Source organism: Micromonospora sp. NPDC049139, from assembly GCF_055586845.1.
This window is the reverse complement of record NZ_JBVJHK010000004.1, coordinates 281622-305024: the sequence shown is the minus strand read 5'-3', so window position 1 is coordinate 305024 and position 23403 is coordinate 281622. Positions and strand designations below refer to the sequence as shown.

Annotated in this window: 23 protein-coding genes and 1 pseudogene; 6 read left to right on the top strand and 18 right to left on the bottom strand. The window is 73.2% G+C overall.

What is annotated here, in order from left to right; translation table 11 throughout:
- Nucleotides 1-3: 3 nt before the first annotated feature.
- From ACZ6Q9_RS10515 to ACZ6Q9_RS10475, 9 genes are read right to left on the bottom strand one after another with little or no spacing between them, the layout of a single operon-like run.
- On the bottom strand, nucleotides 4-315 hold the full coding sequence (locus tag ACZ6Q9_RS10515) for a helix-turn-helix domain-containing protein (protein ID WP_393297176.1): 312 nt from the start codon (nucleotides 313-315) through the stop codon (nucleotides 4-6).
- Entirely contained in the window at nucleotides 312-707 is a 396-nt protein-coding gene (locus ACZ6Q9_RS10510) for a type II toxin-antitoxin system RelE/ParE family toxin (protein WP_396828950.1), read from the bottom strand. The genes ACZ6Q9_RS10515 and ACZ6Q9_RS10510 overlap by 4 nt, the downstream gene beginning before the upstream one ends.
- Nucleotides 708-766: 59 nt before the next feature.
- Nucleotides 767-1780, bottom strand: coding sequence for an agmatinase (speB, locus tag ACZ6Q9_RS10505; protein WP_396828951.1), 1014 nt, complete (start codon nucleotides 1778-1780; stop codon nucleotides 767-769).
- Nucleotides 1777-2979 carry a saccharopine dehydrogenase C-terminal domain-containing protein gene (locus ACZ6Q9_RS10500; protein WP_396828952.1) on the bottom strand — a complete coding sequence of 401 codons (1203 nt, stop codon included), beginning with the start codon at nucleotides 2977-2979 and terminating at the stop codon, nucleotides 1777-1779. The genes speB and ACZ6Q9_RS10500 overlap by 4 nt, the downstream gene beginning before the upstream one ends.
- Nucleotides 2979-4439, bottom strand: coding sequence for an NAD(P)/FAD-dependent oxidoreductase (locus ACZ6Q9_RS10495; protein ID WP_396828953.1), 1461 nt, complete (start codon nucleotides 4437-4439; stop codon nucleotides 2979-2981). The genes ACZ6Q9_RS10500 and ACZ6Q9_RS10495 overlap by 1 nt, the downstream gene beginning before the upstream one ends.
- A complete protein-coding gene (locus ACZ6Q9_RS10490) occupies nucleotides 4436-5239 on the bottom strand; it encodes an ABC transporter permease (RefSeq protein WP_396828954.1) in 804 nt (267 codons plus the stop codon). Before ACZ6Q9_RS10490 ends, ACZ6Q9_RS10495 begins: the two co-directional genes overlap by 4 nt.
- A complete protein-coding gene (locus ACZ6Q9_RS10485) occupies nucleotides 5236-6147 on the bottom strand; it encodes an ABC transporter permease (protein ID WP_396828955.1) in 912 nt (303 codons plus the stop codon). The genes ACZ6Q9_RS10490 and ACZ6Q9_RS10485 overlap by 4 nt, the downstream gene beginning before the upstream one ends.
- Nucleotides 6144-7310, bottom strand: coding sequence for an ABC transporter ATP-binding protein (locus ACZ6Q9_RS10480; protein WP_396828956.1), 1167 nt, complete (start codon nucleotides 7308-7310; stop codon nucleotides 6144-6146). The genes ACZ6Q9_RS10485 and ACZ6Q9_RS10480 overlap by 4 nt, the downstream gene beginning before the upstream one ends.
- A gap of 5 nt (nucleotides 7311-7315) precedes the next feature.
- Nucleotides 7316-8500 carry a polyamine ABC transporter substrate-binding protein gene (locus ACZ6Q9_RS10475; protein WP_396828957.1) on the bottom strand — a complete coding sequence of 395 codons (1185 nt, stop codon included), beginning with the start codon at nucleotides 8498-8500 and terminating at the stop codon, nucleotides 7316-7318.
- 203 nt (nucleotides 8501-8703) lie between these two features.
- Here ACZ6Q9_RS10475 and ACZ6Q9_RS10470 point away from each other — a divergent pair, with 203 nt between their 5' ends.
- Nucleotides 8704-9216, top strand: a complete 513-nt coding sequence (locus ACZ6Q9_RS10470; RefSeq protein WP_393258729.1) for an Lrp/AsnC family transcriptional regulator — start codon at nucleotides 8704-8706, stop codon at nucleotides 9214-9216.
- Nucleotides 9217-9258: 42 nt separating this feature from the next.
- Here ACZ6Q9_RS10470 and ACZ6Q9_RS10465 read toward each other — a convergent pair whose 3' ends face one another.
- Genes ACZ6Q9_RS10465 through ACZ6Q9_RS10455 form a run of 3 tightly spaced genes read right to left on the bottom strand, consistent with a single transcriptional unit; the run spans nucleotide 9259 to nucleotide 10404 of the window.
- On the bottom strand, nucleotides 9259-9453 hold the full coding sequence (locus ACZ6Q9_RS10465; protein WP_396828958.1) for a DUF397 domain-containing protein: 195 nt from the start codon (nucleotides 9451-9453) through the stop codon (nucleotides 9259-9261).
- A 1-nt stretch (nucleotide 9454) separates the two neighbouring features.
- Nucleotides 9455-9643: a DUF397 domain-containing protein gene (locus tag ACZ6Q9_RS10460; RefSeq protein WP_393455674.1), complete on the bottom strand. Its 189-nt coding sequence runs from the start codon at nucleotides 9641-9643 to the stop codon at nucleotides 9455-9457.
- Nucleotides 9634-10404 carry a Scr1 family TA system antitoxin-like transcriptional regulator gene (locus tag ACZ6Q9_RS10455; RefSeq protein ID WP_396828959.1) on the bottom strand — a complete coding sequence of 257 codons (771 nt, stop codon included), beginning with the start codon at nucleotides 10402-10404 and terminating at the stop codon, nucleotides 9634-9636. The genes ACZ6Q9_RS10460 and ACZ6Q9_RS10455 overlap by 10 nt, the downstream gene beginning before the upstream one ends.
- A gap of 456 nt (nucleotides 10405-10860) precedes the next feature.
- On the opposite strand from ACZ6Q9_RS10455, the gene ACZ6Q9_RS10450 reads away from it, so the two are divergent.
- Both ACZ6Q9_RS10450 and ACZ6Q9_RS10445 read left to right on the top strand, forming a co-directional pair.
- Nucleotides 10861-12207, top strand: a complete 1347-nt coding sequence (locus ACZ6Q9_RS10450; RefSeq protein ID WP_396828960.1) for an aspartate aminotransferase family protein — start codon at nucleotides 10861-10863, stop codon at nucleotides 12205-12207.
- Between the two features lie 79 nt (nucleotides 12208-12286).
- The gene (locus ACZ6Q9_RS10445; RefSeq protein ID WP_396828961.1) at nucleotides 12287-13663 is read left to right on the top strand and encodes an NAD(P)/FAD-dependent oxidoreductase; all 1377 of its coding nucleotides are present in this window, start codon (nucleotides 12287-12289) and stop codon (nucleotides 13661-13663) included.
- Nucleotides 13664-13802: 139 nt separating this feature from the next.
- Here ACZ6Q9_RS10445 and ACZ6Q9_RS10440 read toward each other — a convergent pair whose 3' ends face one another.
- Nucleotides 13803-14171: a DUF3499 domain-containing protein gene (locus ACZ6Q9_RS10440; RefSeq protein WP_393258717.1), complete on the bottom strand. Its 369-nt coding sequence runs from the start codon at nucleotides 14169-14171 to the stop codon at nucleotides 13803-13805.
- Between the two features lie 155 nt (nucleotides 14172-14326).
- Between ACZ6Q9_RS10440 and ACZ6Q9_RS10435 the strand changes: the two genes are divergently transcribed.
- Complete coding sequence (locus ACZ6Q9_RS10435) at nucleotides 14327-14776, top strand: metallopeptidase family protein (RefSeq protein ID WP_089001916.1); 450 nt, start codon at nucleotides 14327-14329, stop codon at nucleotides 14774-14776.
- Nucleotides 14777-14964: 188 nt separating this feature from the next.
- On the opposite strand, the gene ACZ6Q9_RS10430 is transcribed toward ACZ6Q9_RS10435, so the two are convergent.
- The 4 genes and pseudogenes from ACZ6Q9_RS10430 to ACZ6Q9_RS10415 form a co-directional block, all read right to left on the bottom strand.
- Nucleotides 14965-15222, bottom strand: a complete 258-nt coding sequence (locus ACZ6Q9_RS10430) for a WhiB family transcriptional regulator (protein WP_007455784.1) — start codon at nucleotides 15220-15222, stop codon at nucleotides 14965-14967.
- Between the two features lie 829 nt (nucleotides 15223-16051).
- A pseudogene (locus tag ACZ6Q9_RS10425) lies at nucleotides 16052-16176 on the bottom strand (DUF4331 family protein); the annotation flags it as partial.
- Between the two features lie 54 nt (nucleotides 16177-16230).
- Nucleotides 16231-18738 (bottom strand): bifunctional FO biosynthesis protein CofGH, encoded by a 2508-nt coding sequence (locus tag ACZ6Q9_RS10420; protein WP_393455665.1) that lies wholly within the window; start codon nucleotides 18736-18738, stop codon nucleotides 16231-16233.
- A 463-nt stretch (nucleotides 18739-19201) separates the two neighbouring features.
- Nucleotides 19202-20128 carry a hypothetical protein gene (locus ACZ6Q9_RS10415; protein ID WP_396828962.1) on the bottom strand — a complete coding sequence of 309 codons (927 nt, stop codon included), beginning with the start codon at nucleotides 20126-20128 and terminating at the stop codon, nucleotides 19202-19204.
- Nucleotides 20129-20227: 99 nt separating this feature from the next.
- On the opposite strand from ACZ6Q9_RS10415, the gene cofD reads away from it, so the two are divergent.
- Nucleotides 20228-21211, top strand: coding sequence for a 2-phospho-L-lactate transferase (gene cofD / locus ACZ6Q9_RS10410; protein ID WP_396828963.1), 984 nt, complete (start codon nucleotides 20228-20230; stop codon nucleotides 21209-21211).
- Entirely contained in the window at nucleotides 21208-22296 is a 1089-nt protein-coding gene (locus ACZ6Q9_RS10405; protein WP_393455656.1) for a coenzyme F420-0:L-glutamate ligase, read from the top strand. The genes cofD and ACZ6Q9_RS10405 overlap by 4 nt, the downstream gene beginning before the upstream one ends.
- A gap of 86 nt (nucleotides 22297-22382) precedes the next feature.
- Here the strand turns inward: ACZ6Q9_RS10405 and ACZ6Q9_RS10400 are convergent, their stop codons facing one another.
- Nucleotides 22383-23387, bottom strand: a complete 1005-nt coding sequence (locus ACZ6Q9_RS10400) for an ArsR/SmtB family transcription factor (RefSeq protein WP_393258708.1) — start codon at nucleotides 23385-23387, stop codon at nucleotides 22383-22385.
- Nucleotides 23388-23403: the final 16 nt, after the last annotated feature.

Genomic DNA, 23403 nt, shown 5'->3' with positions numbered 1-23403 from the left:
CGGTCAGGCGATCTGCCGCAGGTCGTTGCCGTAGTCGAAGATGATGCGGAGCCGAGCGCCCAGGGCTGCGGCGTAGCGGCTCAACGTGGCGACCTCGTTGACATCGAGGTCACCGTTCTCGATCTGACTGACCCGTCCCGGGGTGACGCCCATCAGTTCGGCCACCTGGCGCTGGGTCAGCCCCAGCCGCTTACGCTCCTCGGCCAGGTGGAACGCGCTCACCCACGCTTCGGTACGCGCCCGCTCCCTCTCGTGCTCCGTCTCGTCGTCACGAAGCTCGTCACGGACGTCTTCCCAGTCGTAGAACTCGGTCACGACTCCCCCCTTCGCCTGCTCTCATGGTCGAGCCAAGCCTTGTAAGCGTCCTCCGCCAGTGGAATGTTGTCGTGGTACCAGCGCGTCCAGTTGTGCGCCTTGTTACCTGCCACGAGCAGGACGGCCTGGGACCAGGGATCGAAGACGAACAGCACCCGAACCGCGACGTCCCGCCCTGACCTGGGACGCAACTCTTTGAGATTACTGATGGCGCTACCCCGCAGCGTGTCGACCAGCGGACGCCCCAGCCCGGGCCCGACCTCCGCGAGCATGTCGACGGCCACGCTCACGCTCCGGTACGTGTCCGGATCGGTATGCCGCAGCTCCCGGAGCCACTGCCGGACCTCGCCGGTGACCCGCACGAACCAACGTCCCCCGGTCGCACCGCTCATGACGCAACTATAGCTCGAACTAAACAGTCTCCCGGGCGCCCGAGCGAGGTGATCTCCGATCAGCGGGAGTCGAGGAGGGGTTGGGTCGGGGTCCAGGGTGGGTGGCCGGCGGCGTCGCGGCGGCGGCGGGCGATGGCCGACAGCGCCTCGAGCACCACGCGGTTGCCCAGGTACGCGGTGATGTCGGCGTGGTCGTACGGCGGGGCGACCTCGACCACGTCGACGCCGACGACCGGCAGCTCGTAGCAGCAGCGCCGCACCGCGTCGAGCAGTTGCCGGGAGGTCAGCCCGCCGGGCTCCGGGGTGCCCGTGCCGGGTGCCATGCCCGGGTCGACCACGTCCACGTCGACGGAGAGGAAGACCCCCTCGCACTCGTCGGTGGCGATGGTGAACGCCTCGGTCAGGCAGTCGTCCAGGCCCCGGGCGACCAGCTCGGTCATCTCGTACGACCGCATCCGCTGCTCGGCCATCCACGACAGGACCGAGGGGCCGGGCCAGTAGCCGCGCAGGCCGATCTGGAGGAACCGGTCGCCGCGTACGGCGCCGGACTCGATGAGCCGGCGCATCGGCTGGCCGTGCCCGTGCAGGCTGCCGAACTCGATGTCCCCGGTGTCGGCGTGCGCGTCGAAGTGCACCAGCGACACCCGGCCCAGCCCGTGGTGGCGGGCGACGCCGGTCGCGTCGGGCAGCGCGATGGAGTGGTCGCCGCCGAGCACGACGGGGATCGCCCCGGCCGAGGCGACCGCGAAGACCGCCGACTCCAGGGCGGCCAGGGACCGCTCGATGTCGCCGGAGAACATCTCGACGTCGCCGGCGTCGTACACCCGCAGGTCGCGCAGCGCGTCGACGCGCAGCGCGAGGGATGGGCGGGAGCCGTCGTGCGGCAGGTAGCAGGCCTGCCGGATGGCGGACGGGCCGAACCGGGTGCCCGGCCGGTGCGAGGTGCCGCCGTCGAAGGGCGCGCCGACGATCACGACGTCGGCGTCGGCGAAGGACGACGGGTCGTCGAGGACGCAGCGGTCGACGCCGAGGAAGGTGACGTCGGGGCCGAACATCGGGCCGTAGCGGGTCATCGCTCCTGCATCCCCCAGGGTGAGCCGTAACCGGTGAGCAGATCGAGGAAGGGGCGCGGGGGCAGCGCCTCCGGGCCGATCACCCCCGACCCGGACCACGCGCCGGTGGCGAGCAGTTCCAGTGCGACGACCGGGTTCACGGCGGTCTGCCAGACGACGGCCTGGTGACCGTACTCCGCCATGGACCACTCGTTGTCGACCACGTGGTAGAGGTAGACCTCGCGCGGCCCGCCGCCGCGCGCCGTGCCGCGCACCCAGGTGCCGGCGCAGGTCTTGCCGCGCATCCGGTCGCCCAGGGTCGCCGGGTCGGGCAGGCAGGCCGCCACGACGTCGCGGGGCGCGACCGTCACGCCGCTCACCCGCACCGGGGACGCCGCGTCGAGGCCGAGCTTGTGCAGGGTCCTGAGGACCTCGATGAACTCGTTGCCGAGGCCGTACTTGAAGGTGACCCGCTTCGCCGCGACCCAGCGCGGGATCAGCAGCACCTCCTCGTGCTCGACGTTGACGCACTCGACCGGGCCGATGCCCTCGGGGAAGTCGAACACCTCCGGCTCGGAGAACGGCGGGGTGGTGTACCAGCCGCGGCCGGCCTCCCAGATCACCGGCGGGTTGAGGCACTCCTCGATCGTGGTCCAGATGGAGAACGACGGCGCGAAGTCGTAGCCGTCGACGGTGAGGTTGCCGCCGTCGCGTACCCCGATCTCGTCGATCTCGGCGAACAGTTCGTCGGCGGCGTAGCGGGCGAAGACGTCCGACAGGCCCGGCTCGACGCCGATGCCGCACAGCGCCAGCCGGCCGGCGGCCGACCAGCGGTCGGCGGCGGCGAACTGGTCGTCGCCGAGCTTGACCCCGGTCTCGGCGTACGGCCGGTCGGGGTGCGGCCGGGACAGCGACATGGCCATGTCGAGGTAGTCCGCGCCGGCCGCGAACGCCCCTTCGAAGATCGGCAGGACGAAGCGCGGGTCGACCGCGTTGAGCACGTGGGTGATCCGGTGCTCGCGGCACAGCGCGGCGACCGCGTCCGCCGAGGAGGCGTCGACGGCGGCGGGGACGAACCGGTCGCCGTGGCCGGCCACGGCCCGCGCCGCGCGGGCGGGGTCGCGGTCGGCGACGACCATGGTCTCGAAGAAGGAGCGGCGGGCGGCGATGGCGACGGCGGCGGAGCCGACCCCACCGGCACCGACGAGCAGGATCCGCATCAGGAATCAAACCCCAAACCAAGACGATCGAGCGTACGGAGCCAGAGGTTGCGCCGTCCCGCTCGCGCGTCGGCCCGGGCCAGGGACCAGCGGGTGAGGTGGATGCCGGTGGCTCGCAACGGCTCCGGCGGGAACGGCAGCGGCTTGCTGCGCACCAGGTCGAGCCGGGTCAGCGGGGTCTGCCCGCCGCCCAGCAGGTCGAGCACCACGCGGGCGCCGAACCGGGTGGCGCCGACGCCGAGGCCGGTGTAGCCGGCCGCGTACGCCAGCCGGCCGTCGTACGCGGTGCCGAAGAACGGGCAGAACCGGGTGCAGGTGTCGATGACGCCGCCCCAGCGGTGGCTGAAGCGCACGTCGGCGAGCTGCGGGAACGTGGCGAAGAAGTGCTGGGCGAGAGCGGTGAAGGTGGCCGGCCGTTGGGCCAGTTCGGGGGCCATCCGGTTGCCGTAGTGGTAGACGGCGTCGTAGCCGCCGAAGAGGATCCGTCCGTCGCCGGTGAGCCGGTAGTAGTGGAACTGGTTGCCGGTGTCGGCGAGCCCCTGCCGGTTGCGCCAGCCGATCGATTCGCGTTGCGCGGCGGTCAACGGCTCGGTCGTCAGCGCGTAGTCGTAGACCGGCACCAGCCAGGCCCGCAGCCGGCGCAGCAGCGGCGGGAACGCGTTGGTGGCGAGGACGACCCGCCGCGCGCGCACCGAGCCGGGGGCGCCGTGGCCGCCCGGTCCCGGGTTGTCGGCCCCGGGAGCGCCGGACGGTCCACCGCGGGTGGTGGCGCGCAGCGCGGCCCCGTCGCGGCGCAGCCCGGTGACCCGGGTGTGCTCGTGGATCCGCACGCCGAGGTCGAGGCAGGCGCGGCGCAGGCCCCAGGCCAGCTTCGCCGGGTCGAGCATCGCCACCCGGTCGCGGTCCCACAGCCCGCCGAGGTACGTCGGCGAGTCCACCTCGGCGCGTACCTCGTCGCGGTCGAGCAGCCGCACGTGGTGGCCGAACCGGCGGGCCAGGTCGACGTCGGCGGCCAGCCCGTCGAGCTGGTGGGGCTCGACCGCCACGGACAGCTCGCCGGTGCGCTCGAACTCGCAGTCGATGCCGTACGCGACCACGGTGTCGGCGATGGCGTCCAGGTTGTCCCGGCCGAGCCGGTCCAGCGCGTCGATCTCGTCGGGGAAGCGCTCGACGCCGTTGGCCAGCCCGTGGGTGAGCGAGGCGGCGCAGAACCCGCCGTTGCGCCCGGACGCCGCCCAGCCGCAGGTGCCCGCCTCGACCAGCAGCACGTCCCGGCCGGGATCGTCCTGCTTGGCGAGCAGCGCCGCCCAGAGGCCGCTGTAGCCGCCGCCGACGACCAGCAGGTCGGTGTCGGTGTCACCGTGCAGCGGCGGCAGCGGGTCGGGGCGTTCCGGGCGGTCCAGCCAGTACGGCACGGGCGCCGCGTCGGCGAGCGCCCGGCCGGTGGGCGGGGGCGTCATGGCAGCCGCTTCGCCCGCCGGCCGCGCAGGGTGCTGGCGAGCACCAGCAGCAGCGCGACCACGAACATCGCCGTGCCGATGACGTTGACCTGCGGCGGGATGCCCCGCTGGGCGGCGCCCCAGACGTACATCGGGAACGTGACGGTGGTGCCGGCGTTGAAGTTCGTGACGATGAAGTCGTCGAACGACAGCGAGAACGCCAGCAGCGCGGCGGCCACGATGCCGGGCAGCACCAGCGGCAGGGTGATCCGCCGGAAGGTCTGCCACTCGCTGGCGTAGAGGTCCATCGCGGCCTCCTCCAGTCGGGAGTCCATCCCGGCCAGCCGCGCCTTGACGGTGACCACCACGAACGACACGCAGAACATGACGTGCGCGATGACGATGGTCCAGAAGCCCTGCGGCACCCCGGCGGAGACGAAGAGGGCGAGCAGCGAGGTGCCCATCACCAGCTCGGGGGTGGCCATCGGCAGGAAGATCAGCACGTTGATCCCGGACCGGCCGCGGAACCGGTGCCGCACCAGCGCGAACGCCATCAGGGTGCCGAGCACCGTGGCGACCACGGTGGCGATGAAGCCGATCTGGACGCTGCGCACCACCGCGTCGCACATATCGGAGGTGGCGCACGGGTTGCGCCAGTTGTCGAGGGTGAACTCGTGGAAGTCGTACGACAGGCGGCTGGACGGGCGGTTGAAGGACAGGGCGGCGACCACGGCGATCGGCAGGAAGAGGTAGCCGAGCACCAGCAGCGCCACGCCCATCACCCAGCGCTCGGCCAGCCAGCGGAGGACCCGGGCGGTCACAGCACCTCCTCCGTGCCGGCCCGGCGCAGGTAGACGAAGACGACCGCGAGGATCGCCGCCATCAGCAGGAAGGACAGCGCCGCGCCCTGCGGGTAGTCCAGCCGGACCAGGAACGCCGAGTCGATGACGTTGCCGATCATGTACTCGTTGGGGGTGCCGAGCAGCTCGGCGTTGATGTAGTCGCCGCTGGCCGGGATGAAGAACAGCAGCGTGCCGGCGACCAGGCCCGGCATGGACAGCGGCAGCGTGACCCGGCGGAACACCCGCAGCGGGCTGGCGTAGAGGTCGCTCGCCGCCTCCAGCAGCCGGTGGTCCAGCCGCTCCAGGCTCGCGTACAGCGGCAGCACCAGGAAGGGCAGGAAGTTGTACGTGAGGCCAAGCACCACCGCGACCGGGGTGGCCAGCAGCCGCCCGTCGGGGGCGAGCAGGTGCACGTCGCGCAGCAGCCCGACGACCCAGCCGTTGTCGGACAGGATCGTCTTCCAGGCCAGCGTGCGCACCAGGAAGCTGGTGAACATCGGCGCGACCACGCAGACCAGCAGCAGGTTCTTCCACCGGCCGGCCTTCTGCGCGATCGCGTACGCCAGCGGGTAGCCCATCAGCAGCGCCAGCACCAGCGCGATGCCGGCGTACACGAAGGACCGGGTGAACTGCGGCCAGTACGCCGCGAGCGCGTCCGGGTAGTTGCCGACCGCCCAGGTCAGCGTGTACCCGGTGGCGAGCGAGCCGGCGGGATCGTAGAGGCTGGCGGCGGCGAGCTGGAACAGCGGCACCGCGAAGAAGAGGAACAGCCACGCCGCGCCGGGCAGCAGGAGGAGGTACGGCAGGAACCGGTGCCGACCGGACCGGCGGGTCGGCGGGGGCCCCGTCGACCGCCCCGAACCGGGCATGTGCGCGAGGGCTGTCACGAGGACGCACCCACCGGCTCGTCCAGGACCGGCGTGGTCCGGTCGTGCTCGCCGGGCGCCCGGGGCAGCAGGAAGGCGTGCCGCGGGTCCCAGTGCGCCACCGCCTCGCTGCCCACCGCCAGCGGGCCGGTCACGCCGCTGTTGGCCACGAAGACCGACAACTCACTGCCCCAGCCGGTGCGCAGCAGGTACTGGGTGCTGACCCCGACGTAGGAGGCGTCGGTGACCACCCCGGTGACGTGCTGGTGCCCGGCGGGGACCTGGTCGACGGAGTCGACCAGGTGCAGCTTCTCCGGGCGTACGCCCAGGTGGACCGGCCCCCGGTCGACCCGGGCCCGGCCGGCGGGCACCGAGAAGCGGTTGCCGTGCGCCGAGACCGCCACCTCGCCGCCGCCCGGGCCGGCGGCCTCGCCGGCGAGCAGGTTGGACTGGCCGAGGAAGTTCGCCACGAACGCGGTGGCCGGGAACTCGTAGATGTCGGCGGGTGAGCCGAGCTGCTCGATCCTCCCGGCGTTCATCACCGCGACCGTGTCGGCCATCGTCATGGCCTCCTCCTGGTCGTGGGTGACGTGCACGAACGTGATGCCGACCTCGGTCTGGATCCGCTTCAGCTCGATCTGCATCTGCCGGCGCAACTTCAGGTCGAGCGCGCCCAGCGGCTCGTCCAGCAGCAGCACCTGCGGGCGGTTGACCAGGGCGCGGGCCAGGGCGACCCGCTGCTGCTGCCCGCCGGAGAGCTGGGCGGGACGACGGTGGCCGTAGTCGTCGAGCTGCACCAGCGCGAGCATGCCCATGACCTGGTCGTCGACCGAGCGGATGCCGCGCCGGCGCAGCCCGAAGGCCACGTTCTCGAAGACGTTCAGGTGCGGGAAGAGCGCGTAGCTCTGGAAGACGGTGTTCACCGGCCGCTTGTACGGGCGCAGCCGGGCGATGTCCCGGTCGCCGAGCAGCACCTGCCCGCTGGTCGGCTCCTCCAGCCCGGCGATCATCCGCAGGGTGGTGGTCTTGCCGCAGCCGGACGCCCCGAGCAGGGCGAAGAACGAGCCCTGCGGGATGGTCAGGCTGAGGTCGTCCACGGCGGTGAAGATGCCGAACCGCTTGGTGAGGCTGGCCAGCCGCAGGTCGCCGGCCGGTGTCTCGCGCCCCACAGTCGCCCCGCCCATGCCGCTCACGCGCCGATGACCTGCTGGAACTTGCTCTCGTACTCGCGTTCCTGCTTCTCGTCCAACGCCATGAAGACCTTGGACTTCGACAGCATGGTGTCGTCGGGGAAGATCAGCGGGTTGGCGGCCAGCTCGGGGTCGATCTTCTCCATCTCGGCCTTGGCGCCCTGGACCGGGCAGATGTAGTTCACGAACGCGGCGAGCTTCGCGGCGACCGCCGGGTCGTAGTAGTAGTTGATGATCTGCTCGGCGTTGCCCTTGTGGGTGGCCTTGTTCGGCACGAGGACGTTGTCCGACCAGAGCATCACGCCCGACTCGGGCACCACGAACTTGACCTTGTCGTCCTCGAAGCCGAGCTGGATGACGTCGCCGGACCAGCCGATGCACGCGGCGATGTCGCCCTTGGCGAGGTCCGGAGCGTAGTCGTTGCCGGTGAACCGGCGGATCTGGCCGGAGTCGACGGCCTTCTTGAGCTTGTTGAGCGCGTCGTCGAACTGCGGGCCGGTGAAGTTCGCCGGGTCGTGGCCGTTCGACTGGAGCAGCAGGCCCATGGTGTCGCGCATCTCGGACAGCGCCGTCACCTTGCCCTTGAGGTCGGGGCGGGTGAGCAGCTCGTCGACCGTCCGGATCTCCTTGGTCACCTTGCCGTTGTAGGCCAGCCCGGCCAGCCCGGACTGCCACGGGATGGCGAGCTGGTTCTCAGCGTCGAAGGACCGGTTGCGCAGCGACGGCAGCAGGTTGGCCTCGACGTTGGGCAGCTTCGACTTGTCGAGCTTCTGGACCCAGCCGAGGCGGATCATCCGCGCCGCCATCCAGTCGGTGAGGACCATGACGTCCCGGCCGGTGCCCTGACAGCCCGCGAGCTGGTTCTGCACCTTGCCGAAGAACTCGTTGTTGTCGTTGACGTCCTCGGTGTAGGCGACCTGGATACCGCTCTGAGCGACGAACGCGTCGAGGGTCGGCCGCTTGGACTCGTCCTTCTCGTCCACGTCCATGTACTGCGGCCAGTTGGAGAAGGCCAGCTTCTTCTCGGTGGCGGACAGGTCCTCGCTGACGCAGCCGGCCTCCGTCTGGGTGGCGGCCTTGGTGCCGCAGCCGGCCAGCGAGCCACCGGCGGCGAGCAGTGCGGCCGAGCCGAGGGTGCCGGTCAGGAGTCCACGCCGGGTGAGGGGCCGAAAGGGAGTACGCATGTGACGACTCCTAGGGGTCATCGTCGGCGGCGGGACGGGGGTGGCGCGCCGACGGGAGGGTCAGGTGCGGTGGACGACTGATCCTGACATGAGGTGACCTTCCTTACAAGGGATTCCGTTGCCGGAATAGCTCTGCACGACGAAATACGCCAGACTGCCCGGGGGACTAGGCTCAGCCCGGGCACGGACATGGGGAGCGGTCGATGACGAACCGGCAGCACGACAACGGCAACGGCGGACGCAGGGTCACCGTCCGCGAGGGTGCCAGCCACGCACTGCTCGACGACGTGGCGAAGCAGATCATCGAACAGCTCCAGGAGGACGGCCGCCGACCGTACGCGACCATCGGCAAGGCGGTCGGGCTGTCGGAGGCGGCGGTGCGCCAGCGGGTGCAGCGGCTGCTCGACGCCGGGGTGATGCAGATCGTCGCGGTGACCGACCCGCTCCAGCTCGGCTTCCCCCGCCAGGCCATGATCGGCCTGCGTACGAACGGCGACCTGGAGGCCGTGGCCGACCGCCTCGCCGAGCTGGACGAGGTCGACTACGTGGTGATCACGGCGGGCTCGTTCGACCTGCTGACCGAGGTGGTCTGCCGCAACGACGACCACCTGCTGGAGATCCTCCAGCGGCTGCGGGCGGTCGAGGGCGTGCTCGCCACCGAGGCGTTCGTCTATCTCAAGCTGCGCAAGCAGACGTACACCTGGGGCACCGCCTGATCAAGCCGCTCGCCGCCGACCAACGTCAGGCGCCGGTCGGCCTCAGCCGGCACCCCCGCCGCGCCCGACCGACGCGACGAACGCCCGCCAGGCGTCGGGCGCGAAGCTGAGGGTGCCGCCGGCACGGTCCTTGCTGTCCCGGACCAGCACCCGGCCGGGCAGGTTGTCGGCCACCTCGACGCAGTCGCCGCCGTTGTTGGTGCTGCGGGTGGCGGTGTGCCAGCAGGCGTCGGTCATCTCAGCCCTGCCGCAGCCGACCGACAAAGGTGCGCCACGCCCCGGGCGAGAAGGCGAGGACGCCACCCGCACGGTCCTTGCTGTCCCGCACCAGCACCCGGCCAGGCAGGTTGTCGGCCACCTCGACACAGTTGCCGCCGTTGTTGCTGCTGCGGGTGGCGGTGCGCCAGCGGGCTTCCGTCAGGTCCATGTCTGCGCCACCTCTCGGATCAGTGCGATCGACCGGCGGCAGGGAAGCGCCTCACCGGTGACGCTCTCCCACCTCCGACCCAGGCTAGCAACATCGATGCCGTCGGTCACCATCTGACCACGGAGCTGATTGTCCAGATAGGCCACTTCGACCCCGTCCCGGAGTCGGGCCAGCACGAACGGCCCGGCCAATCCCGTGTGCCACGGTCCCTCGGCCGGGATCACCCGGATCTGCACGTGCTCCCGCTGCGCCATCGCAGCGAGATGGGCCAGTTGCTCGGCCATCACCGCCCGGCCCGCGACCGGCCGGCGAAGCACCACCTCGTCGATCACGACGACGAGCTGCGGAGGTTCCTCACGACAGAGGATTTCTTGGCGCTCCAGCCGGCCGGCCACGATCTGGTCCACCTCGGCCGCCGACAGCAGGCCGCCGGTCCCCAGCACCGCGCGGGCGTACCCCTCGCTCTGCAACAGACCCGGCACCAGCAGTGGCTCATATGATCGGATCGAGGTGGCGTCCTGTTCCAGCTCGGCCCAGGGGCGGAACCAGGGCAGGTCGCGGCGGCGGAACGGCTCGGGCCACAGCTCGGCGGCGTCGCGGTCGAGCACCTCGGCCACCGCCAGCCGGGTCCTGGGGTGCGGGATCCGGCCCGACGTGAGCCACCGGCCTGCCGTCTTCGGGTCGACGCGCACCTTCTCCGCGAGCGACTCGACGGTCTCCCCCTTGGCGGCCATCGCCACCCGCAGCGCCTCGTTGGCCATCGGATCCTCCCTCCACGCGGGTTCACGCTCCGGCGCACGATAGCCACGCTCGGTGCCGGCGTCCGCCGCCTACCGGCGTGTCGCGGTGGGATGTGTTTCGCGCACCTCAGGTGCGCCGCGAGCGCGGCCGAAGTGCCCCGAAGGTGTCCCGAACGCGACGTCCTCGACGCGATCTCACCGCGACCCCCCTCGACGCGGTCTCACCGCGACCCGCCCCGACGCGGTCTCACCGACGGGGCAGCTCGACAGCGCCCGTCCGGCGCGACCCACCGACCGTTCACGTCACGACCTCGCGATACGGATTCCGTCGTTCACGCTCTGGCTACTCGCTGATTCCGTTGCCATATCGGCCACCCACCACCGATCCCACTTGCTTTTGGCCGCCGGACTGTGGGATAACCGTGGGCAGAGCGGCCGGTGTCACCCCTGACCGGCCCGAGACCCGATGGGGCTGACATGGCCAACGCCACCGACCACCTCTGGATGCACTTCACCCGGATGGCGAGCTACTCCGCCGGCGAGGTGCCGACCATCGTGCGCGGCGAGGGCGCGTACGTCTGGGATGCCCAGGGCCGCCGCTACCTGGACGGCCTCGCGGGGCTCTTCGTCGTCAACGCCGGCCACGGGCGCACCGAGCTGGCCGAGGCCGCCGCCAAGCAGGCGGGCGAGCTGGCCTACTTCCCGCTCTGGTCGTACGCCCACCCGAAGGCCGTCGAGCTGGCCGAGCGGATCGCCACGCTCACCCCCGGAGACCTGAACCGGGTCTTCTTCACCACCGGCGGCTCCGAGGCGGTCGAGGCGGCGTGGAAGCTCGCCCGCGCCTACTTCAAGCGCACCGGCAGGCCGAACAAGCACAAGGTGGTCAGCCGCTACATCGCCTACCACGGCACCTCGATGGGCGCACTGTCGATCACCGGCCTGCCCGGCATCAAGAGCGACTTCGAGCCGCTGGTCCCCGGCGGCATCAAGGTGCCGAACACCAACTTCTACCGCGCCCCCGAGCACGGCGACTCCCCCGAGGCGTTCGGCCGCTGGGCCGCCGAGGAGATCGGCCGGGCCATCGAGCGGGAGGGGCCGGACACGGTCGCCGCCGTGTTCCTGGAGCCGGTGCAGAACTCCGGCGGCTGCTTCCCGCCGCCGCCCGGCTACTTCGAGCGGGTCCGGGAGATCTGCGACGCGTACGACGTGCTGCTCGTCTCCGACGAGGTGATCTGCTCCTGGGGCCGGCTCGGCGAATACTTCGGCGCCGTCCGGTACGGCTACCAGCCCGACATCATCACCACCGCCAAGGGCATCACGTCCGGCTACGCCCCCCTCGGCGCGATGATCGCCAGTGACCGGCTGATGGAGCCGTTCCTGACCGAGACCGGCATGTTCGCCCACGGCGTGACCTTCGGCGGCCACCCCGTCTCCTGCGCGGTGGCCCTGGCCAACCTGGAGGTCTTCGCCCGCGAGGACCTGGTCGGGCACGTCCGGGCCAACGAGGCGGCCTTCCGCGCCACCCTGGAGAAGCTGTACGACCTGCCGATCGTCGGCGACGTACGCGGCGACGGCTACTTCTACGGCATCGAGCTGGTCAAGGACAAGACCACCCGGGCGACCTTCGACGAGGCCGAGTCCGAGCGGCTGCTGCGCGGCTTCCTCTCCACCGCGCTGTTCTCCGCCGGGCTCTACTGTCGCGCCGACGACCGGGGCGACCCCGTCGTACAGCTCGCGCCGCCGCTGATCGCCGAGCAGCAGCAGTTCGACGAGATCGAGCAGATCCTGCGCGCCGTGCTCACCGAGGCGTGGGCGCGCCTGTAACCCTCGTCCACCCGGCCGGGCCGGCCGCGCGCCCCGCGGCGTGTGGTCGACCCGGCCGTTTCCGCACCCGGAGCGGCCGATGCGCTACCAGGACCTGTCGTACTGGCTGTCCACCGTGGACGAGCCGCTGACCCCGCGCCCGCCGCTGACCGGCGACGCCGACGCGGACGTGGTGATCGTCGGGGCCGGCTACACCGGGCTCTGGACGGCGTACTACCTCGCCGTCGCCGACCCGGCGCTGCGGATCACCGTGCTGGAGGCACAGGTCGCCGGCTACGGCGCGTCCGGCCGCAACGGGGGCTGGTGCTCGGCACTGTTCCCCACCTCGCTGCCCGCGCTGGCCCGCCGGCACGGGCGGGACGCCGCGATCGCCATGCAGCGCGCCCTGCACGCCACCGTCGCCGAGGTCGGCCGGGTCGTCGCGGCCGAGGGCATCGACTGCGACTGGGCGTACGGCGGGACGGTGATGCTCGCCCGCACCGCCCCCCAGCTCGACCGGGCGCGCGCAGCCGTCGCGGAGGCACGGGCGTACGGGCTCGGGCCGGAGGACCTGGCGCTGCTCGACGCCGACGAGGCCACCGCCCGCTGCGCCGCCGAGGGGGTACGCGGCGGCACGTACACCCCGCACTGCGCGGCGGTGCACCCGGCCCGGCTGGTGCGGGGCCTGGCCCTGGCGGTGGAGCGCCGAGGGGTGACGATCCACGAGGGCACGCGGGTGACCCGGATCCGGCCCCGTGCGGCGGTGACCCCGGCCGGCACGGTGCGCGCGCCGGTGGTGGTACGGGCCACCGAGGGCTACACGCCCGGCCTGCCGGGGCAGCGCCGCACCGTCGCGCCGGTCTACTCGCTGATGGTCGCGACCGCGCCGCTGCCCGCCGCGACCTGGGCGCGGATCGGCCTCGCCGAGCGGGAGACCTTCTCCGACCACCGGCACGTCATCGTCTACGGCCAGCGCACCGCCGACGGCCGACTCGCCTTCGGCGGCCGGGGCGCGCCCTACCACTTCGGTTCCCGGGTCTCCCCCGCCCACGACCGGGAGCCGGCAGTCTTCGCGGCACTGCGCCGTACGCTCGGCGAACTGTTCCCGGTGCTCGGCCCGGACGTGCCGGTGACCCACACCTGGGGCGGCCCGCTCGGGGTGGCCCGGGACTGGGCGGCCTCGGTCGGTCTCGACCGGGCCGACGGGCTGGCCTGGGCCGGCGGCTACGTCGGCGACGGCGTGGGCACCAGCAACCTCGCCGGCCGGACCCTGGCCGACCTGATCCGGGGCGAGCGGACGGACCTGACCGCCCTGCCCTGGGTGAACCACCGCTCCCCGAAATGGGAGCCGGAGCCACTGCGCTGGCTGGCCGTGAACGCGGGCCTGCGGCTGATGTTCTCCGCCGACGCGGCGGAGAACCGCACGAACCGCCCCTCCCGCCGCGCCACCCTCTTCACCCGCCTCCTAACCCACTAACCCACCACCCCACTCGCCCCCCCACCCACCCACGAGCCCGTTGATCATGAGGTTGTTGCCGCGACACGCCGAAGCGCATGCCAACAACTTCATGATCAACGCGCGGGGGCGGGGGCGCGCGGAGGCGGGGTGGGTGGGGTTAGTGGGTGGGGGGGATTACGCGGAGGTGGCCTCGGCGGCCCGTCTGGGGGGCCGTGTTGAGGCTGTCGTCGTCCTCTGGTGGGCGGGGGGCCACCGGGCGGGCGGCCTCGCGGACGGCCTCGGCGAGCGCGACCAGGTCGTCGGTGGTGGGCGGCGGGGGCTCGAACTCGCCCTCGTGCCGGACCACGTCCCAACCGCGGGGCGCGGTCAGGCTGCGGGCGTGCGGCTCGCAGAGGTCGTAGGTGTGCGGCTCGGCGAAGGCGGCCAGCGGCCCCACCACGGCTGTCGACTCGTTGTAGACATAGGTCAGCGTGGCGACCGCTTGCCGGGGGCAGCCGTTACGGGAGCAGCGCCGTGGTGACCTCACGGCGGCAGGGTATCTCCATTACCGGGTCCGGCGCACCGCTTCGCGTTGCGACACGCCCGTCACGGTGATCACAATTCGGCCCGGCGCGACCCGCGCCGCGCCACACCCGCCGCGCTGCCGCAGGCCAGGTCGGTGCGGGAGCTAACCTGTCCCTCATGACGAGCCCGGAACACCGCCGCCCCGGCCCCGGCCGGCGCGCCCACCGTGACCGGCACGGGCGCGGCCTGCGCGGGCGGCTGGTGCCGGCGACGGTGCCGCTGGCGCGGACGAAGGCGGAGATCTTCGACGACCTCGTGCTGGACACCGTCGAGACCCTGGAACGGCGGTTCGCCAAGGAGTTGGCCGGGGTCGAGTTCGCGGTGGAGGACGTCCCGCCGGACCTGAACGTCTACGACTCCGACGTGCTGGAGGACGGCGAGGTGCCGCTCGCCCGGCTGCTGCCCGGCCGGCCCGGCCGGCAGGAGGTGCCCCCACGGATCGTGCTCTACCGCCGGCCGCTGGAGTTCCGCGCCATGGACCGCGAGGATCTCGCCGATCTCGTGCACGACGTGATCATCGAGCAGGTGGCCAACCTGCTCGGGGTCGACCCGGACGAGTTGGCCTGAGCCGCCCCGCCGGATGCCGCCGCGAACGGCGACCGGTTCGACTGCGCCTGAGCCGCCCCGCCGGATGCCGCCGCGAACGGCGACCGGTTCGACTGCGCCTGAGCCGCCCCGCCGGATGCCGCCGCGAACGGCGAGCGGTTCGACTGCGCCTGAGCCGGGCGGCCCCCACCGCCCCGGCCCGGCAACGCTCAGGCGGCCCGCCGCTTGAGCTTGCGCCGCTCCCGCTCCGAGAGCCCACCCCAGATCCCGAACCGCTCGTCGTGCCCGAGAGCGTATTCGAGGCATTCCGTCTTGACCTCGCAGCGCGAGCAGATCCGCTTCGCCTCGCGGGTCGAGCCGCCCTTCTCGGGGAAGAACGCCTCCGGATCGGTCTGCGAGCAGAGCGCCCGCTCCTGCCACTCCGGCGCGTTTCCGAGCAGGTCGGCCACCTCAAGCTGGCCGTCCATCAAAAGCCTCCTTGTCGCGCACCGGCGTCATCGCCGCTGCAACCCCCCACGCGAAAGGCGCGCGTGTCCGTCCGGTCCCGATTTGTTGCGTACCGTGCGAACAACCCCATTCAAATTACACGCGTGTAATGCGTGCGCCGTCAAGCCGAACTTGATAATGGAGTCGCCCTCCCGACAACACTCCGGACGACCACCCGGCCGCCCGGCCTCGCAACCTGCCCTATCGATTCAGACCCCGGCCGAGTAACGCCCTCTCCGGCGAGTTGCCCGAGTTTTCTCCCGTGGCGCTTCCCCGCCGGCCCGACCGGACAGGCCGATGGAGACCCCCGAGAGACCACCCACCACATCGTTGATCTTGGTGGGGGACAAGGTTAACCCGAGTTCGCGTCGACCGCCCGCCGAGCCGGAAACGACCGACCGCATCCCGTCCACAATGTGGACGGGGCGCTGCTGCGGGCGGCGCCGGCCGGCTCAGTCGGAGGCCGGAGGCACGCTGGTCGGCCACGTGAAATCGGCGATCACGCCGACAGTGCCGCCGACCCGGCCGGCCGGCGGCCGATCGTCCCACCAGACGGTATGGACGCCGGCGGGCAGCTCCGGGTGGACGGTGGAACGCCCCGCCCGGACCCTTCGGGTGCGTACGCGGCTCGTCGTCCCGACCGACCTCGATCTCCCGGCCGTGCGGGCTCCGTCCCGGGTAGATGATCAGGGTGCCGATGCCGCCGGGACCGAGGACCACGCCGGCGGGTTGGTGAACCCGTACCCAGCTACGGGAAGTCGGGGAGGAACGGTGCCGTCACGTCGGCGGCGCTCAGCCCCCGGCGACAGAGAAGCCGTTCGGATTCGTGATCCCGGTGGTGAATTCGAACCGGTAGGTGACGTCGCCCGCCCGTCGCCGTCGTTGTCGATATGGATCTCGTATCGCACGTCGTCGCCGAACTCGAAGAAGCCACCGTGCGAAATGGATCGAGGCTCGGCCGGGCACCCGGCCGGCAACAGGGAAAGACCCTACGGCCGGGGGCGGCCGTACGCGGTCGTGCGCTTACGGGCCGGGCGTCCGGCAGCCGCCGCGATGGCGATCAACTGCTCCTCGGTACGCGCCGAACCGTTGCCGGAACCGGCCATCCGGGAGATCGTCTCCTCCATCAGCGTGCCGCCGAGGTCGTTGCAGCCGCCCCGCAGCATCGCCGCCGTGCCCTCGTCGCCGAGCTTCACCCAGGAGCACTGGATGTTGTCGATCCGGCCGTGCAACAGCAGCCGGGCCATCGCGTGCACCACCCGGTTCTCCCGCCAGGTCGGCCCGGGACGGGCGATGCCGGCCAGGTAGATCGGGGCGTTGGTGTGTACGAACGGCAGCGCCACGAACTCGGTGAAGCCGCCGGTGCGGTCCTGCAACCCGGCCAGCACCCGGAAGTGCGCGAGCCACTGCGCGGGGTGGTCGACGTGGCCGTACATCATGGTGGAGCTGGACCGGATGCCCAGCTCGTGGGCCGTGCCGACCACCTCGACCCAGGCGGCGGCCGGCAGCTTGCCCTTCGTGAGCACCCAGCGCACGTCGTCGTCGAGGATCTCGGCGGCGGTGCCCGGGATGGTGTCCAGCCCGGCGTCACGCAGCCCGGTCAGCCACTCCCGCACGGACACGCCGGCCTTCGCGGCGGCGGTGACGATCTCCATCGGGGAGAACGCGTGCACGTGCATCCCCGGCACCCGCGCCTTGATCGCCCGGACCAGGTCGGCGTAGACGGTCACCGGCAGCTTCGGGTCGATGCCGCCCTGGAGGCAGACCTCGCTGGCGCCGGCCGCCCACGCCTCCTCGGCCCGGTCGGCGACCTGCTCCACCGAGAGCCGGTACGCGTCGGCGTCCCGCTCCCGCTGGGCGAAGGCGCAGAATCGGCAGCCCACGTAGCAGACGTTGCTGAAGTTGATGTTGCGGTTGACCACGTATGTCACGTCGTCGCCGACGGCCGCCCGGCGGGCGTCGTCGGCGAGCCGGCACAGCTCGTCGAGCGCCGGCCCGTCGGCGGCGAACAGCGCCAGCGCGGCGTCGGCGTGCCGCGGGTCGAGCAGCGCCGCCGGGTCGTCGGCGGCCAGCCGCAGCCCGGCCCGCAGGTCGCGGTCGGTCCCGCCCCCGCCCCCGGCGGTGACCTTGCCGGCCACCTCCGACCAGTCGCCGTAGACGTGGTCGAAGTCGCCGCGCCGGTCGCCGGTGCGCCCGGTGGTGTCGATGGTGGCGTGCAGGTCGGTCCGGCCGCCGTACGTCTCGTCGGGCTCCTGCCAGGGGCGGCCCACCGGCCGCGCCTCCTCCACGGCCAGCCCCGTCGCCGGGTCGGCCAGCGCGCCGACGTGCGGCAGCAGGCGCGGGTCGAGCCACGGGTCGCCGGCCCGCACGTACTCGGGGTAGATCGTCAGCCGCTCGCGCAGGGTGAACCCGGACTTCTCCGTCTGCCGGGCCAGCTCGTCCAGATGGGGCCAGGGGCGCTCGGGGTTGACGTGGTCCGGGGTCAGCGGGGAGACCCCGCCCCAGTCGTCGATGCCGGCCCGCAGCAGCAGGTCGTACTCGCCCTCGATGAGGTTCGGCGGGGCCTGGATGCGGGCCTTCGGCCCGAGCAGCACCCGGGCCACCGCCACCGTGGCGGCCAGGTCGTGCAGCTCCGCGTCGGGCATCCCGCGCATCGCCGTGTCCGGCTTGGCGCGGAAGTTCTGCACGATCACCTCCTGGAGGTGGCCGTACTCCCGGTGGGCACGCCGGATGGCGAAGATCGCGTCGACCCGCTCGGCGGGGGTCTCGCCGATGCCGATCAGGATGCCGGTGGTGAACGGCACCCCGACCCGGCCCGCGTCGTCGAGCACCCGGAGCCGGACCGCCGGCTCCTTGTCCGGCGAGCCGAAGTGCGGGCCGCCCGGCTCCGACCAGAGCCGCGTCGCCGTGGTCTCCAGCATCATCCCCATGCTGGGCGCGACGGGCTTCAGCCGCTGCAACTCCGACCAGGACAGCACGCCCGGGTTCAGGTGCGGCAGCAGCCCGGTCTCCTCCAGCACCGCCACCGCGCACGCGCGCAGGTAGTCCAGGGTGGAGTCGTAGCCGCGCTCGTCCAGCCACTGCCGGGCCGCCGGCCAGCGCTCCTCCGGCCGGTCGCCGAGCGTGAACAGGGCCTCCTTGCAGCCCTGGGCCGCGCCCGCCCGCGCGATGGCGAGAACCTCGTCGCGGTCGAGGAACGCCGCCGGCAACCGGTGCGGCACGGTGGCGAACGTGCAGTAGTGGCAGCGGTCCCGGCACAGCCGGGTAAGGGGGATGAAGACCTTCTTCGAGTACGTCACCACGCCCGGCCGCCCGGCCTCGCGCAGCCCGGCGTCGCGGACGGCGCCGGCGACGTCGAGCAGCTCGTCCAGCGCGTCGCCCCGGGCGCTCAGCAGCGCGGTGGCCTCGTCGACGTCGAGCGCCCGCCCGGTCGCCGCCCGACGCAACGCCCGCCGCACGCTCGCGTCACTCGGGCCGGGCTCGGTGCGATCAACCATCCGCCCAGCCTAAGCGCTCGCCGGCCGCACCCCGCCCGCCCGGCCCACACCGTGAACAAGGGCACGCACCCTCGCCCCACCGCCGGACCGGCCGCCCAGCGGGACGCCGGACACGACCGCCCGGCCGGGTGTCGGGCACCGGACGCCGGGTGCCGAGTACCGGACGCCGGGGGCCGGGGGCCGGGCGTCGGGGGCCGGGGGCCGGGCACCGGGTGCCGAGTGCCGGGCACCGGGGGCCGGGGGTCGAGTGCCGAGTGCCGGGGGCCGGGGGCCGAGTGCCGGGGGCCGAGTGCCGAGTGCCGGGGGCCGGGGGCCGAGTGCCGGGGGCCGAGTGCCGGGGGCCGGGGGCCGGGGGCCGGGGGCCGGGGGCCGGGCGTCGGGCGTCGGGCGTCGGGCGTCGGGCGTCGGGAAACGCGAGCGCCCCGCACGTGGTCGTGCGGGGCGCTCGGGTGGTGCCGTCCGGTCAGCGCGGGGCGTCGGGGGTGTCGCCCGGGTTGATGCGCTGGGTGAGGTCCGGCTCCCCGTCGGTGGGGCGCGGAATCGACTGGGTGGGCTCGACGGACTGGCGCGGGATCGCCTGGGTCGGTTCGGCCGAGGGCGGCGGCCCGAACGGCGGGGCGGTCGGCGACGGCCCGAACGGGGGCGCCGACTGCGGCGCGGTGGCGGCCGGCGGGCCCGGCTGCGGCGCCGGGTTGAACGGCGGGGTCGCCTGGGGGCCGCCGAACGGCGCCGGCTGCTGGCCGTACGGGGCGCCGTACGGGCCGGGGGCCGGCCAGGCGCCCGGCTGACCGGGGATCGGCTGGCCAGGCTGACCGGGGACCGGCTGGCCCGGGGCCGGGTAGCCGCCCTGCTGCTGCGGCCAACCGGGCTGCGGCTGGCCGTACACGCCGGGCTGGGCCTTCGGCTTCGGGACGTAGTACAGGGTGCGCCAGATCTTGAAGACGACGAACGCGGCGAGCGCGAGGAGCCCCAGCCAGGCCACCCGGGAGAGCAGGCCGAGGAAGGCGTCGAGGACCTCGCCCTCGGAGAGCAGGTCGAGCGTCCAGACCAGGAAGGTCAGCACGCCGAACAGCGCGCTGACCGCGTACTCGCCGAGGGCGACCTGGGTGATCAGTTTCGCCTTCGGCGCCGGAGGGCGCACGTGCGTGGCGAGCAGCACGGCCAGCAGCGGCAGGGCCACCGTCTCGATGCCGACGAAGGCGGGGAAGGCGTTGCCCGCCCGGCCCGCGAAGGGTACGTACTCGGCCGGCGTCAGCAACCGGATCAGACCGACGAAGAGGAACACGGCGTTCGCACCGAGGAGCACGAACGCGGCGAGTTCCCGCAGCGGCTTGGTCAGTTGGCTGGCCTGCGTCGCGTCGGTGGACGCGGGCTCGGCGGGGCTGGTCACGGGATCCCCCTTGGGGCGAAAGCGGACAGTTGCCGACGTGAGCCTAGTCTCCCGGGCCAGCGGCGGATCCGAGGCGGCTCGTGCGCGAGGATGTTCGGCATGCGCATCGTGGTTCTGACGGGCGGCATCGGGGGCGCCCGCTTCCTGCTCGGCGTCCGGGCGTACGCCCGCGAGGTCGGCGCCGAGGTGACCGCCGTGGTCAACGTCGGCGACGACCTGTTCCTGCACGGGCTCAAGGTCTGCCCCGACCTGGACAGCGTCATGTACACGCTGGGTGGCGGCGCCGACCCCGAGCGGGGCTGGGGCCGCGTCGACGAGAGCTGGACGGTCAAGCAGGAACTGGCCGCGTACGGCGCCGAGCCGACCTGGTTCGGGCTCGGCGACCGGGACGTCGCCACCCACCTGGTGCGCACGACCATGCTCAACGCCGGCTACCCGCTCCACGCGGTCACCGAGGCGCTCGCCACCCGCTGGCAGCCGGGCGTACGCCTGCTGCCGGCGACCGACGACCGCCTGGAGACGCACGTGGTGGTGAGCGGGCCGGCGGTCGCGGGCGAGTCCGGCGCGGACGGGCCCGACGGCGGCCAACGGGCGATCCACTTCCAGGAGTGGTGGGTGCGCCACCGCGGGAACGTCCCCACCCACCGGTTCGTCTTCGTCGGCGCGGAGACGGCGAAGCCGGCGCCCGGCGTCGTGGCGGCGATCGCCGGGGCCGACGTGGTGCTGATCGCGCCGAGCAACCCCGTGGTGAGCATCGCCCCGATCCTGGCCGTGCCCGGGCTGCGCGAGGCGGTCGCCGACGGCCCCGCCCCGGTCGTCGGCGTCTCGCCGATCATCGGCGGCGCGCCGGTGCGCGGCATGGCGGACCGCTGCCTGGAGGTGCTCGGGGTCGAGTGCAGCGCGGCCGGGGTGGGCCGGCTCTACGGCGGCCGGGCGGCCGGCGGGCTGCTCGACGGCTGGCTGGTCGCCGAGGAGGACGCCGGCGTCGTGGTGCCGGAGGTGACGGCGCGCGCGGTGCCGCTGCTGATGACCGACGAGACGGCGACGGCGGCCATGGTCCGCGCCGCACTGGAGCTGACATGAGGCTGGAGATCCTGCCGGTGCCGGGCATCGGTCACGTGTCCGAGGGCGACGACCTGGCCGCCCTGATCGCGAACGCCGCGCCGTGGCTGCGCGACGGCGACGTGCTGGTGGTGACCAGCAAGATCGTCTCGAAGTCGGAGGGGCGGCTGGTGGACGTTCCGGCGGACGGGCCGGAGCGGCTCGCCGCGCGGGACGAGGTGCTGGCCGCCGAGACGGCGCGGGTGGTGGCGACCCGGGGCGCGACCCGGATCGTGCAGACCCACCACGGCTTCGTGATGGCCTCGGCCGGGATCGACGCCTCGAACGTCGACAAGACCCGGCTGGTGCTGCTCCCGGCGGACCCGGACGCCTCGGCCCGGGCGCTGCGCGCCGCCCTGCGCGACCGCTACCACGTCGACGTCGCGGTGATCATCACCGACACGATGGGCCGGCCCTGGCGCAACGGGCTCACCGACGTGGCGCTCGGCGTCGCCGGCATGGACGCGATCCGCGACCACCGGGGCGAGGTCGACCCGTACGGCAACGAACTCCAGCTCACCCAGATGGCGGTCGTGGACGAGCTGGCCGGCGCGGGCGAGCTGATCAAGGGCAAGTGCGACCAGGTCCCGGTCGCCGTGGTGCGCGGCTACCTCACCGCGCCCCGGCCGGACGACGGCGCCGGTGCGGCGACGCTGGTCCGGGACGCCACGATGGACCTGTTCTCGCTGGGCACCGCCGAGGCGAGGGCGGCCGGGCTGGCCGCCGCCGCCACCCTGCCGGACGCCCCCAACCCGACCCCGCCCGACCGGGAGGCGGTGCGGCGGGCGATCGCCGCGGTCGCCGGCGTGGTCGCGCCCGGCACGGAGTTCACCCTGGTCACCGACGAGGCCGTACGCGCCGGGATGGTCACCGCCGTGCCCGGCTGGCCGGCGGAGGCGACGGCGCTGGTGCTCGGCTCCCCGGCCGCCCCGGCCGGCCCGACCGAGCTGGTCCGCTTCGGCGCCGACCTGCACCGCCTGCGCGCCGCCCTGGCGGCGGAGGGCGTCGCCTCGCTCCCGCTCCCCCCGCCCGCCGGCGCCCCCGCCGCCGCCTGCCTGGCCCTCTGACGGGCCTCCCGCCCCCGGTTCCCCGCCCCGCCTGTGCGGCGCGGGTGCAAGGTGGACGACGCGGGGCGCGGAAGTGGGCTCGGCGCTCAGGAGTTGAGCATCGCCCGCCCCAGCGGGGTGAGGGTGTGCAGGACGCTGTTGCGGTCGCGGTGGCTGACCAGCAGGCCGGCATTGCGCAGCACGGTGGTGTGCTGGCTGGCGGCGGCCGGTGAGATGTTCAGCCGGCGGGCCACCTCCCCGGTGGTGCAGCCGTCGTCGCTGACCGCCAGCACGGCGGCCCGGGTGCGGCCGAGCAGCGCGGCCAGCGCCTCCCGTCCGGTGTCCGGCGTGCCCGGGCCGGCGCCCTCGGCGGGCGCCGGCAGCAGCCCGCCCAGCCGGTCCACCGGGTAGACCAGGACCGGGGGCAGCGCCGGGTCGAGCAGGGCAACCGGGGTGGGCGCGCAGAAGAACGAGGGCACCAGCAGCAGACCGCGCCCGTCCAGGTGCAGCTCGCGGCTGTGCGGGTAGCCGCGGACCTGGAGCACCCCGGACTCCCAGTGCATGGCGGGCCGCAGGCTGGCCAGCAGCCCCTCCACCCCGCCGTCGAGCAGCGCCCGGGCCCGCCGGGACCGGTCGGCCTCCACGGCCGCCTGGATCCGGGCCCAGTACGGGTCGATCGCCAGGTCGCGGTACTGCGCCATCGCGCCCGTCAGGTCGCGCAGCATGTCCGGCTCGCCCCGGGCCACCGCGGCGGCACCGGCCGGCAGGGTGTGGCCGGTGGCGAGCAGCGACAGGTCGCGTTGCAGCAGCGACACGGGAGTGCTCCGGACCGCCTCCATGCCGGCCTCGAACCCGGACACGCTCTGGTAGGGGGTGAGGAAGTCGGGGAAGTAGCCGCGGGGCGGATTGAGCGACAGGAGGAGCCTCAGGCCGGGGGACCCGATGCCCTGGCGCAGTGCCCGGGTCACGCTGCGTCGCCAGCCCGCCAGCAGTGGGTCCCGGCCGCGACCCGGCAGCAGGTGCAGACTGAGGATCAGTTCCCACACCGGGTCCGCCGCCGGAGCCACCCGGGTCCGGAGGATGTCCTCGGCGGAGAAATAGATCTTCAGCATGGAGTGCTCCCGTGTC